The following is a 12419-nucleotide window of genomic DNA, read 5'->3' on the forward strand; positions in this document are numbered from 1 at the left end:
CAATGAAAAAGTTGAAAATTGTTACCGTCGTAGGCACTCGCCCTGAGATTATTCGTTTGTCACGAGTCATCGCGGCGCTGGATAAGTACTGTGAACACGTACTGGTCCACACCGGACAGAATTATGACTATGAGCTGAATGAAATATTTTTCCAGGATCTGGGAATTCGCAAACCGGATCATTTTCTCAACGCAGCGGGTAGCAGCGGTGCGGAAACGATCGGGAACGTGATCATCTCGGTGGATCGTGTGCTTGCGTCAGTTCAACCTGAAGCCCTTTTGGTGCTAGGTGATACCAATAGCTGCATGGCGGTTATTCCGGCAAAGCGACGCAAGATTCCAACGTTCCACATGGAAGCAGGTAATCGTTGTTTCGATATGCGGGTACCGGAAGAGATCAATCGGCGGATCGTAGATCATACCGCTGACATCAATCTTACCTACAGCACCATTGCACGCGATTACCTGCTCAAGGAAGGCCTGTCTCCCGATATGGTGATCAAGACAGGGAGCCCGATGTTCGAGGTCTTGAATCATTACCGCGATGGAATCGAGGCTTCTGATGTACTGCAGCGTTTGGGTCTCGAGTCCGGTAAATTTTTTGTAGTGAGTGCACACCGCGAAGAAAATATTGACTCTGATAAAAACTTTCTAAAATTGGTTGATGTCCTTAATACTGTTGCAACCACATTTGGTTATCCGGTCATTGTTTCAACTCACCCGCGTACCCAGAAACGTGTCGATGCAATGGGTATCGTATTTCATGAGAATGTTAAGCTCCTCAAGCCTTTGGGGTTCAAGGACTACAATAAACTTCAACTCGAGTCCAAAGCGGTGCTTTCCGATAGCGGGACCATCAATGAAGAGTCTTCGATTCTCAATTTCCCTGCGTTGAATATTCGCGAAGCCCACGAGCGTCCAGAGGGTATGGAAGAGGCCGCCGTGATGATGGTGGGACTTGAGGTTGAGCGGGTCTTGCAAGGGCTGATGATTCTGGAAACGCAGGCTTCCGGTGCAGAGCGTACGTTGCGCCTAGTAGCAGATTACAGCATGCCCAATGTTTCTGAAAAAGTGGCCAGAATCGTACACAGCTATACTGATTATGTTAACCGAGTCGTCTGGAAGCGTTACTAATTCGAGTTGTGATCATGCCTGAAAGTAAATTGAGGATCCTGGTGGTCACGCAATATTTTTGGCCAGAAAATATGCGTATCAACGATTTAGTCCGCGACTTTACCGAGAAAGGACACTCGGTTACTGTGTTGACTGGTTTACCTAATTACCCCGAAGGGAAGGTGTTTGAAGAATATAAAGCGTCGCCGGACCGCTTTAATGAATACTTTGGTGCCAAGGTGGTAAGAGTGCCGATGCTTGCGCGCGGTAAACGCAGTATTAATTTGGTTTTGAATTATTTCAGTTTCTTCACAAGTGCCTCTACGATTGGCGCTTACAAACTGCGTGGCGAAAAATTCGACGCGGTGTTTGTCTATGCCGTTTCGCCAATAATGGCTGCCATTCCTGCATTGGTGATGGGACGGTTAAAGAAAGCACCGGTGTTTGTATGGGTGCTCGATCTTTGGCCTGAGACACTAAGGGCGGTGGGAGTTCTCAAAAACCCGGTCTTACTGTCAATGGTCGGAAAAATGGTATCGTGGATTTACAATCGTACTGATTATTTACTTTTGCAGTCACATGGTTTCTTCGAGAATGTCAAAAAATACTGTACGAAGGACATAACCCCGCAAAGATTGGTGTATTTTCCAAGCTGGGCTGAAGATGATTTTTCATCCTCAGCAACTCACCACTCTACTTTGTTGGCACGTGACGACACCGTATTTACGGTCGTATTTGCGGGCAATCTCGGTGAAGCACAAGATCTGCCGGCTGTATTGGACGCTGCAGAACAATTGCGCGATAAAGTAGCCGTTCGCTGGGTCATTGTTGGCGATGGTCGAATGAGCGAATGGATGAGTCAACAAGTTCATTCCCGGGGCCTGAATAACGTATTGCTATTGGGGCGGCATCCTTTGGAAGAGATGCCAGGATTGTTTGCAAGCGCGGATGCCTTGCTCGTTTCCCTCAAAACCAATGATGTGTTTGAAAAGACCATTCCTGGAAAAGTACAAGCCTATCTAGCATCAGGCAGGCCCCTTTTGGGAATGATTAATGGAGAGGCAGCAAGAGTAATTGGTGATTCAGGCGCCGGTTTCACTTGCGCATCCGGCGATGCCAGCGGACTCGCAAACATTACCTTGGCGCTCGCGAAGACGGACGCAGTTGAATTGAAGGCGATGGGGCAATCTGGTCGTCAGTATTATCTGAGTAACTACTCGAAACCCCTTCTTCTGGCCCGGCTTGAAGATCTTTTCCGCAACGCCACCCTACGAAAGGCGACCCGCTGATGCCGCAGACCATTTTACTGACTGGCGCGACGGGTTTCGTCGGAGGAGCCATTCTCAATCGGTTACATCACGAGAACAAACACCCTGTCGTGGTTGCTGTTCGAGACGAGTCACGAGTGCCCATTCAGGGTGTTCCGAAGGTGTGTATCAAGTCCTTCGATGGTGGCACTCGTTGGGAAGAACACTTGACCGGGTCGGACGTAGTGATTCATTCCGCGGCTCGGGTGCATGTCATGAATGATGTAGAAACCGATCCGCTGGCGGCATTCCGCAAAGTAAACGTAGAAGGGACGTTGAATCTCGCCAGACAAGCTGCCGCTGCGGGTGTACGGCGATTCATCTTTATCAGTTCAATCAAGGTCAATGGGGAAGGGACGGTTCCTGGTACTGCTTATGCCGCAGATGATGTTCCTGCTCCCATGGACCCCTATGGTATTTCGAAGATGGAAGCCGAGCAGGGGCTTCGCGAACTGGCGGTAGAAACTGCGATGGAGGTCGTTATTATCCGACCGGTGCTGGTCTATGGGCCAGGCGTCAAAGCCAACTTCCTTAACATGATGCGCTGGTTGGATAAGGGGGTTCCGCTACCTTTTGGAGCAATCCATAACAGTCGAAGTCTGGTCGCGCTGGATAATCTGGTGGACCTGGTATTGACGTGCATCGTTCATCCTGCCGCTGCAAACCAGACCTTTCTGGTGAGTGATGGTGAGGATTTATCCACCACCACATTGCTGAGCAAGATGGCGAAAGCGCTCAACAAACCGGCTAGACTGATACCGGTACCTAGCTGGATACTTCAGAGTGGCGCCGCTCTGGTGGGTAAAAAGGGGCTGTCTCAGCGACTGTGCGGGTCGTTGCAAGTCGATATTACTAAAACTCGTAATCTTTTAGGATGGACGCCCCCACTAAGTGTTGATGAGGCGTTGGCGATTACTGCGATACATTTTCGGGAACATCAATAACAATGATTTACTTGTGGCTGGTACCGGTAGTTGCCGTTCTTTCTTTTGTGTTAACTGCTTCGCTGCGACGGTATGCATTGGCTCGAAGCATCATCGATATCCCTAATGCGCGAAGTTCCCATACGGTACCAACACCGCGCGGCGGAGGGGTGGCGATCGTGGTTACCTTTTTGGCGTCGCTTCCAGTTTTCGGTGTGTTTGAGCTGGTCCCTTGGCAGCAGTTGATCGCTTTAGGAGGTGCCGGGGCGCTGGTAGCCGTTATTGGTTTTATGGATGATCACGGTCACATCGCTGCCCGTTGGCGTCTGTTGGGTCATTTTGGCGCCGGCATATGGGCTCTGGCTTGGCTGGGTGGCTTTCCTCCCGTTACCTTGTTCGGTATCAGTCTTGAACTGCATTGGTTCGGACATGTTTTCGCTACGATTTATCTGGTCTGGCTGCTGAATTTGTACAACTTCATGGATGGAATCGATGGCATAGCGAGTGTTGAGGCATTGTGTGCTTGCCTTGGTGCTTGTTTGCTTTACGGGCTAAGTGGCGCCCCGACCCTAATCTGGGGGCCACTGATGCTAGCTGTGGCGGTAGCTGGTTTCCTGTATTGGAATTTCCCGCCTGCGCGGATATTTATGGGGGACGCCGGGAGCGGGTTTCTAGGCATTGCATTGGGGGTTCTGTCGCTCCAGGCTGCCTGGGTTTCCTCGGAGTTGTTTTGGGCCTGGGTGATTCTGTTAGGCGTATTCATAGTCGATGCAACGTTTACCTTGATACGTCGATTACTTCGCGGCGATAAGGTTTATGAGGCTCATCGCAGCCATGCCTATCAGTTCGCTTCCCGTCGATTTGGCAAGCATTTACCTGTAACGCTGGCTGTCGGCGCCATCAATCTGTTTTGGCTGCTGCCTGTTGCGTACTCGGTAACGCAGCTCGGGCTCGATGGTGCTTGGGGGGTAATCATCGCCTACGTTCCGCTCATTACTCTTGCTTTGAAATTCCATGCAGGCCAGCTCGAAGCCACTACGGCCACTTGATCCGACTAGGCGTCTGATTTAGAAGGTGCCGGCTGCGAGCGAATATGTACAATGATCGAGTGATGTCAGTTTAGGAGCGGTACAAGGTGTTTGAAGCGTTTATGGATCGATTGCGTGCGTTGTTGCTGGGGCTACCGCGCCGTCAGAAACGACTGATTCAGGTGCTGGCTGACGTTGTCCTGGTATGGATGGCGCTTTGGCTCGCGTTTGTCGTGCGCCTGGGCATTGATGAGATAATCAATCCCTTCAACATACACACCTGGCTTTTTGTAAGCGCTCCTCTGGTAGCGATTCCGCTGTTCGTTCGGTTTGGTATGTATCGCGCGGTGATGCGCTATTTTGGCAATGATGCACTTATTGCAATCATCAAGGCTGTGAGTCTCTCTTCATTGATCCTTGGTTTTATTGTCTATTGGTATAGCAATCATCAGAACGTCGTGCCGCGCTCGATCATCTTCAACTACTGGTGGTTGAGTCTGGTGATGATCGGCGGGTTGCGCCTGGCGATGCGGCAGTATTTCCTCGGCGACTGGTTTTCGGCCGCTCAGCACGTACCTTTCACTAATCGTGACGATGGTCTGCCCAGAGTTGCAGTCTACGGTGCGGGGGCTGCAGGTAACCAGCTTGTAGTTGCGCTAAGGATGGGCCGTGTCATGCGCCCGGTCGCCTTTATCGATGATGATGACAGCATTTCGAATCGGGTCATCTCAGGCTTGCAAGTTTACAAGCCCCGGCACATCGAGCAGATGATCCACGCTACAGGTGCTCAAGAAATACTGCTTGCCATTCCTTCTTCTTCCCGTGGTCGGCGTCGCGAGATTCTTGGTTTCCTTGAAGGTTATCCATTGCACGTGCGCAGCGTGCCAGGGTTTATGGATCTGGCGAGTGGCAGGGTGAAAGTGGATGATATTCAAGAAGTCGACATCGCCGATTTGTTAGGCCGTGATGCTGTGCCTGCGCAGGGAGATTTGCTTGAGCACTGCATTGAGAATAAAGCCGTCCTGGTAACCGGCGCAGGCGGTTCCATTGGTTCAGAGTTGTGCAGGCAGATTCTTGCACAGTCGCCCACCACGCTTATTTTGTTCGACCACAGTGAATTCAATCTTTATTGTATTTTGGCAGAGCTCGAGCAGCGTATAAGCCGTGAATCGTTATCGGTAAGGCTATTGCCGATCTTGGGCTCCGTGCGTAATCAGGCCAAGTTGCTGGATGTCATGAAGACCTGGCGCATCGACACGGTGTATCACGCAGCGGCCTATAAGCATGTGCCTATGGTCGAACACAATATCGCTGAAGGCGTGTTGAATAATGTGATGGGCACGCTCAACACTGCGCAAGCCGCTTTGCAGGCAGGCGTAGCGAACTTTGTGTTGATATCTACTGATAAAGCGGTGCGCCCTACGAATGTCATGGGCAGTACCAAGCGTCTCGCCGAGCTAACGCTACAGGCGTTAAGTCGCGAAATTGCTCCAGTTTTGTTCGGAGACAAATCCAAGGTTTCGCGGGTCAATAAAACTCGTTTCACGATGGTTCGATTTGGGAATGTCCTGGGATCGTCCGGTTCGGTCATTCCACTTTTTCACAAACAAATCAAGTCCGGTGGACCTTTAACGGTTACCCATCCGAAGATTACGCGTTATTTCATGACGATCCCTGAAGCTGCGCAGTTGGTGATTCAGGCTGGGTCGATGGGGCAAGGTGGTGACGTATTCGTCCTGGATATGGGAGAACCAGTTAAAATCGTCGAGCTCGCAGAAAAGATGATTCACCTCTCGGGCTTGAGTGTTCGTTCGGAGAAGAATCCGAATGGTGATATCGCTATCGAGTTTACGGGACTACGCCCAGGCGAAAAGCTCTACGAGGAATTATTGATTGGCGATAACGTAGAAGCGACCAAGCATCCCATGATCATGACTGCAAACGAAGATCACTTGTCTTGGGATGTGCTGAAGGCGAAGCTTACTGATTTGCTGGCTGCGGTTGAACAAGACGATTACTCCAAAGTGCGGCAACTGTTGCGCGATACTGTTAGCGGTTATGCGCCTGATGGAGACATCGTGGACTGGATATATCAACAGCGCAGGCTTGAGCCCTAAGCCGACATTGAATAAGTTATACTGGCAGGTAAGACGTCTGCTTTAAAAGAACGGGCGTTTTCGTTCTATGGCAAGCTTGTACAATAATTTATGGAGTTGGGGCTGAGTCTTGCATAGTTATTTGTATGGGGTTTCTTGTGCGCGATGATTATTGAGCATGGTCAATAATCTTATCTAAAAAATAAAAAGTTTTTCAAATTCCGAAGTGAATAAAAAGGTCGAACAATCAATGAGTATTCAGCACGGTGATCCACAGCTGATTGATCAAAATGCATTAGTGCGTGCGCCTACCTATATTTATTTTTTTTCTATTGTTTTTTCTGTTCTCGGGGCTGTTGCAATTCTCGGATTGTTAATGGTTATGAGCCGTTACGGCCTAGACTTCACTGATGAAGGGTTTTATCTCGCTTGGGGAAGCAAGCCCGGCTTGTACGACTGGTCACTGTCGCAATTTGGATTTATCTATCATCCTTTATATTTGCTTTTTGGTGGGGATATTGCCCTGATACGAAAAGTAAACGTATTAATGGTTTTTGGATTGAGTTGGATGTTGGTCTTTACCCTATTAAAAGGGGTTTTTGATGAGGATCTTAAAGGGAAAATCCAACATCTTGCTTTTGCTTTCGGTTTTGCAAGCGGAAGTTTGGTTTTTTTCAGTGCGTGGCTCCCCACGCCAAGTTATAACAGCCTAAACTTGCAGGCACTTTTAATCGCAGCAACTGGGTTGGCTGCAGCGCAATCCAAAATCAGTAAGGAAAGTATTCTTGGTTGGGCTCTAATCGCAATCGGGGGATGGTTGGCGTTCATGGCAAAGCCAAGCAGCGCTGCTGTTCTTGGGGGGGGCGCCTTTTTATATATTTTGCTTGCGAGAAAATTCAATTTTAGATTGGCGGTATTCTGTGGCGCACTAACATTATTGCTGTTGGTTTTTAGCGCCTTTCTCATTGATGGCTCTGTGCAGGATTTCATTCGTCGACTTCAGGTTGCGATGAAGTTTTCGGATTATCTTGGGGGCGGCTATTCCGTTAGCAATCTCATCAGGGTTGACGATTTTGTATTAAATCAACAGGACATAACGTTGTTTTTTTCGGCGCTGCTGATTTCGTTAGTGGCTGCGCTGCTGATGGATTCTGGCCGCAGAGCGTTAAATATTCTCGGGGTTGTCTGTGCTGGCATCGTTGTTCTTCTGATTTTGCTTTTGGTGAGTTTTAGAATTTTAGCGACGTTGGACAATGGCGGGTTTCATAATTTATTGATGCTCTCTATCCCTGCTTCGATGATTCTGTTCTCCATCGGGTTGTACAGACATCGATTTTTTTTGCATGTCCCAATTTCGCGATGGTCAATCGGAGTCATGTTTACGATTTTTCCTCATGTATACGCGTTCGGCACTAATAATAATTATTGGCAAGTAGGTGGTTTGGCTGGTTTTTTTTGGTTACTTGGAGGGTTGGTATTGGTTGCGCCTGTAATCAGTAAAGCCAAAGCAGGTTACGCTCTTCTTCCTTTCCTGTTGGCTACTCAACTGATTGTGGTGTTGTTATTACTAACAGGTATGGAGTCGCCTTATCGACAGCCAGAGCCTTTAAGGCTGAATACTCATACGGTAGAAATAGGACAAGGTGGATCAGGTCTTGTTTTGTCCCAAGGCTATGCGACTTATTTGACAGCCGCCATGACTGCCTCCCGGAAGGTTGGATTTCAACCCGGCACACCGGTCATCGACCTGACTGGGCAATCCCCAAGCGTTCTTTTCGCGATAGGCGCAACTAATATCGGTCAGGCTTGGATGATCGGCGGTTATCCAGGTAGCTTTAAAATGGCAAGTGAAGCATTGAAGAGGGTCCCCTGTGACCAACTAGCTGCAGCTTGGCTTCTGACTGAACCAGAAGGCCCAAGGAGTCTTTCCGTTAGTCTGGTGTCCAGCTTCGGGGCCGAACTCTCGGATTATGAGGTGGTGGCTTCTTGGAATACAGCCAAAGGTGCGGGAGGGTACGAACAGCGTCCGGCGCAACAGCTGTTAAAACCTGTTAGAAACTCAAACACGTCGATCAAGGCGTGTAGTGACAGCAGGAATTGATACTCAACGCGTCGGCACTAGCCTCATCAACTGAGGTCGTTTTGCAGAAGGCTTTTGTTTGGCGATCTTCGACCTCCATAGAGCCGTGCACTCTGGCTAACGCTTGCCGACTGGCGACGGTTTGAATCGTCAGCGCCGAACAGGTCACTGCGCCCGCGTTTTGCTGCTACGCGCTGACGTTCAGAAGCATGATTATTAGTAAGCGATCCATGAAGTACATCTACCGCCAGGAGCGCTCCGTGTTTACCGTGGCATCTCTGGCGAGCAGTTCCACGGCAACAACGCTTCGTAGTCGGCGACCGACTGAGCATGCGGCAGTCTTTCCAGTACGTGGCGCAGCCACGTATAGGGCTCCTGGCCGTTGACCTTGGCGGTCTCGACCAAGCTGTAGATCTGCGCACTGGCGGTGGCGCCTTTGGGCGTATCGCTAAACAGCCAAGCCTTGCGACCGATCACAAACGGCTTTATTGCGCGCTCTGCCGGGTTGTTGTCAATCGGTAAAAAGCCAGCCTCCACGTAGCGCTCCAGCCGGCTCCAGTTGCTGGCCAGATAATTAACGGCCTTGCCCAAAACACTTTGTGGCGTCACCTGCGGCTGCGTTTTATCCAACCAGCTTTTCAACTGGGCCAGGATCGGCAGGCTCTTTTCCTGAAGATTAATAAAACGCTGTTCATCGCTGACATCCTTGAGTTCGCGCTCAATGCCGTACAGCTTGTTGATCATCGTCAGCGCGATATCGGCACGTCCCGTCTTGCCCTTGGGCTGCACTTTTTGCGCATCGACGAACTTGCGCCGGGCATGGGCCATGCACGCCAGACGTTCCACACCCGGTTGCAACGCCAACGCGTTATATCCCGCGTAATCGTCGGTCATGACATGGCCGCGATAACCTTCCAGCAGGCGCAACGGCACGTCCTGCGCACGGCTGGAGGTGTAGTCGAACAGCACGACTTTTCGATCGGGTGGCCCGCTGGCCTGCACCCACATCCAGGATTGGCTGGTCGGGTCTCGATCCGGTTCTTTCAGTACCTGAACGCGGGTTTCATCGCAGTGGATGACGGGGCTTTCCAGCAACCGGTCGCGCATCAAATTCAGCAACGGTTGTAAGTGCTCGACGCACTGGATAATCCAGCGGGCGAGGGTCTGACGCGGGATCTCTACACCGTGTCGGCTCAGCACCGTTTCAAAACGATGCAGCGGCAAGCCATCGACATACTTGGTGGTCAACAGCATGGCCAGCACGCTCGGACTGGCCATGCTCATTGGTTCGCTTTCGGGTTCGTTGAATAAGGCCAGTTGCGGCGTGTTGGGCTCGACTGTTTGCTCGGATCTACGACCGAACAAACGGTCGCGTAACAACTTGATCTGTTCTTTCAGGTCAACAATATGCGTTTCGTAAGCCTGACCCACTTCCTGCTGGCGAGCGAGCGCGTCGAACGCATCAAGCAGCATTTGCTTGAGAAGTTCTGGGTCATCAGGAAGGTGTTCGGGCATCGAAATCATGCTCCGGATTATACCCGTCAGGCGACGAATCTTGGAGTCAAAACCTGATGAGGGCGATTGCGCCACAGGTCAAAACCGTCGAGCAACCAGTTCAATTCCTGAACAGTTAATACGATGGCTTCATCGGTAGCGTCGGGGGATGTTTTGAAGCGTTCGGATTCCAGGCGCTTGAGCCAAAGGCAGAAGCCGTTGCGCTCCCAGTAGAGGATTTTCACCCGGTTACGGTGGCGATTCAGAAAGACGAAAAGTACAGGGTCGAACACCGCGACTTTGATATCCAGCTCGACCAGAGCGGCCAGGCCGTCGATGGATTTTCGGAAGTCCACGGCCTTGGGGTAGAGGTACACCTTTTCGACTTTGGCGTCGGGTCGCATCATGAGCTGCTGGCTCCTGAAAAGAATCGGGAGCACAGCATTGCGGATCAACAGTTGGCTTTGAATGTGGTGTTCATGGATCGGATACGCTATAACGCCTTGGGCGCGCAGCCGGGTGTCGAGCGTCTGGGTTGCTGGGCACATGCGCGACGCAAGTTCGTCGATGCGCAAAAAGTGCAACCCAAAGGCAAGACGGGGCGTGCCGATATCGCGCTGACCATGATTAACAAGCTGTATGGCATCGAACGCGAACTCAAAGAGGTCACGGATGATCAACGCTTTGCCGGACGACAGGAGAAGAGCTTACCGGTGCTCGCCCAACTGAAAAGCTGGCTGGAGAAAACGCATCCCCAGGTGACGACGCAAAGTGCCCTGGGCAAGGCCGTCGGTTATCTGGCCAGCAACTGGAGCAAGCTTGAGCGTTACACTGAGGCCGGTTTCCTGCCTATCGATAACAACCAGGCCGAGCGAGCGATCAAACCGTTTGTGATCGGTCGCAAGGCATGGCTGTTCAGCGACACGCCCAAGGGCGCCACCGCCAGTGAGCAGATCTACAGCTTGGTGGAAACCGCGAAGGCTAATGGCCAACGCAGCCAGCGTAACCGACTCCAGTGGTCACGCTACGGACGCCTTGCCGATCTCTACATACCTAGACCCAGAAATGCACATCCTTACCCTGAGGATCGCTTCGCGTCACATACCCGAGGCAGGAGCCGTATGCGGTAGTTCCGCACGTGCGGATCTGTGCGGGGGGCGGCAGGTAACTGCCGTCCCTACCGCGACCAACGGTTCAGCATAAGAGCATCTCAACCACTCTGAGTTGTTGTTCTTCCGTAATACCGACCCAAAGTGGCAAGCGAACCAGGCGCTCGGATTGGTAATTGGTGACTTCTAAATCACCATGAGTGCGACCATAACGCTGCCCAGCAGGAGAGGAATGCAGGGGGACATAGTGAAAGACCGAACTAATCTCCTGGTTCTTAAATTTGTCGAGAACTACTTGTCGGTTAATGTCAGGTGCTAGCAGTACGTAATACATATGAGCGTTGTGTTGGCATTCTTCAGGGATTATGGGACGGCGGAGTATGCCCTGAGACTCTAGTGGCTCCAACAGTTTATGATATCGGTCCCAACTAGCCAGGCGCGCTTGAGTGATTCGATCTGCCTCTTCCAGTTGCGCCCAGAGAAAAGCGGCTATCAGTTCCCCGGGAAGAAAAGAAGAGCCAACTTCTTGCCAGGTGTATTTATCAACTTCACCTCTAAAGAATCGGGTGCGGTCGGTACCCTTTTCCCGGATGATTTCTGCGCGCAGGGCCATTTCTGGATCGTTGACCAAAAGGGCGCCACCTTCACCGGAAATGACGTTTTTTGTTTCATGGAAGCTGTAGGCGCCAAAGTCTCCGATGCTCCCCAGTGCCCGTCCTTTGTAGGTGGCCATAACCCCTTGCGCAGCATCTTCCACAACTTTGAGGTTGTGGCGCCTGGCGAGGGCCATGATGCTATCCATTTCGCAGGCGACACCCGCATAGTGGACAGGCGCAATCGCCTTGGTTCGATTGGTGATTGCGGACTCGATGAGTTCTTCATTGAGATTTAACGTGTCTTCGCGGATATCCACAAAAACCGGAACGCCCCCTCTCAATACAAAAGCATTGGCCGTGGAAACAAAGGTGTATGAGGGCATGATGATTTCATCGCCCGGCTCAATGTCGAGCAGCAGCGCAGACATTTCCAAGGCCGCCGTGCATGAGTGTGTAAGCAAAGCCTTGCTACAACCGGTGCGCTGCTCCAACCAGTTATGGCAATGCTTCGTAAATGGTCCGTCCCCCGCTAAACGGCCATTGAAATGAGACTCAGCAATGTAATAAAGCTCCTTTCCTGTCATATGTGGCCAGTTAAAAGGAATATTGTTTTTGCTCATCATCATTCCGCTCCAATCTCAAAGACTGCACAGGGTGTGTATTCCAACCTAGCA

At 51.0% G+C, this 12419-nt stretch carries 9 protein-coding genes and 1 pseudogene; 7 read left to right on the top strand and 3 right to left on the bottom strand.

What is annotated here, in order from left to right; translation table 11 throughout:
* Positions 1 to 2 precede the first annotated feature (2 nt).
* The 6 genes from wecB to CUN63_RS22185 all read left to right on the top strand — a co-directional run bounded on the left by wecB (position 3) and on the right by CUN63_RS22185 (position 8567).
* Positions 3 to 1133 carry a non-hydrolyzing UDP-N-acetylglucosamine 2-epimerase gene (gene wecB, locus CUN63_RS22160; protein WP_129442444.1) on the top strand — a complete coding sequence of 377 codons (1131 nt, stop codon included), beginning with the start codon at positions 3 to 5 and terminating at the stop codon, positions 1131 to 1133.
* 14 nt (positions 1134 to 1147) lie between these two features.
* Positions 1148 to 2401: a glycosyltransferase family 4 protein gene (locus tag CUN63_RS22165; protein ID WP_129442447.1), complete on the top strand. Its 1254-nt coding sequence runs from the start codon at positions 1148 to 1150 to the stop codon at positions 2399 to 2401.
* Positions 2401 to 3363 carry an SDR family oxidoreductase gene (locus tag CUN63_RS22170; RefSeq protein WP_129442450.1) on the top strand — a complete coding sequence of 321 codons (963 nt, stop codon included), beginning with the start codon at positions 2401 to 2403 and terminating at the stop codon, positions 3361 to 3363. Before CUN63_RS22165 ends, CUN63_RS22170 begins: the two co-directional genes overlap by 1 nt.
* 2 nt (positions 3364 to 3365) lie before the next feature.
* Positions 3366 to 4391, top strand: coding sequence for a glycosyltransferase family 4 protein (locus tag CUN63_RS22175; protein WP_129442453.1), 1026 nt, complete (start codon positions 3366 to 3368; stop codon positions 4389 to 4391).
* A 101-nt stretch (positions 4392 to 4492) separates the two neighbouring features.
* Positions 4493 to 6487: a nucleoside-diphosphate sugar epimerase/dehydratase gene (locus tag CUN63_RS22180; RefSeq protein WP_129445134.1), complete on the top strand. Its 1995-nt coding sequence runs from the start codon at positions 4493 to 4495 to the stop codon at positions 6485 to 6487.
* A 229-nt stretch (positions 6488 to 6716) separates the two neighbouring features.
* Positions 6717 to 8567 (top strand): hypothetical protein, encoded by a 1851-nt coding sequence (locus CUN63_RS22185; protein ID WP_129442455.1) that lies wholly within the window; start codon positions 6717 to 6719, stop codon positions 8565 to 8567.
* A gap of 243 nt (positions 8568 to 8810) precedes the next feature.
* Here the strand turns inward: CUN63_RS22185 and CUN63_RS22190 are convergent, their stop codons facing one another.
* Both CUN63_RS22190 and tnpB read right to left on the bottom strand, forming a co-directional pair.
* Positions 8811 to 10070 carry an IS66 family transposase gene (locus CUN63_RS22190; protein ID WP_129442457.1) on the bottom strand — a complete coding sequence of 420 codons (1260 nt, stop codon included), beginning with the start codon at positions 10068 to 10070 and terminating at the stop codon, positions 8811 to 8813.
* 17 nt (positions 10071 to 10087) lie between these two features.
* Complete coding sequence (gene tnpB / locus CUN63_RS22195; protein ID WP_240050551.1) at positions 10088 to 10447, bottom strand: IS66 family insertion sequence element accessory protein TnpB; 360 nt, start codon at positions 10445 to 10447, stop codon at positions 10088 to 10090.
* A 75-nt stretch (positions 10448 to 10522) separates the two neighbouring features.
* Here tnpB and CUN63_RS22200 point away from each other — a divergent pair.
* Positions 10523 to 11032 (top strand): annotated as a pseudogene (locus CUN63_RS22200) (IS66 family transposase); the annotation flags it as partial.
* 202 nt (positions 11033 to 11234) lie between these two features.
* Here CUN63_RS22200 and rffA read toward each other — a convergent pair.
* Positions 11235 to 12365, bottom strand: a complete 1131-nt coding sequence (gene rffA / locus CUN63_RS22205) for a dTDP-4-amino-4,6-dideoxygalactose transaminase (protein ID WP_129445136.1) — start codon at positions 12363 to 12365, stop codon at positions 11235 to 11237.
* Between the last annotated feature and the right edge of the window lie 54 nt (positions 12366 to 12419).

Source organism: Pseudomonas sp. ACM7 (genome assembly GCF_004136015.1).
GTDB classification, from domain to species: domain Bacteria; phylum Pseudomonadota; class Gammaproteobacteria; order Pseudomonadales; family Pseudomonadaceae; genus Aquipseudomonas; species Aquipseudomonas frigoris.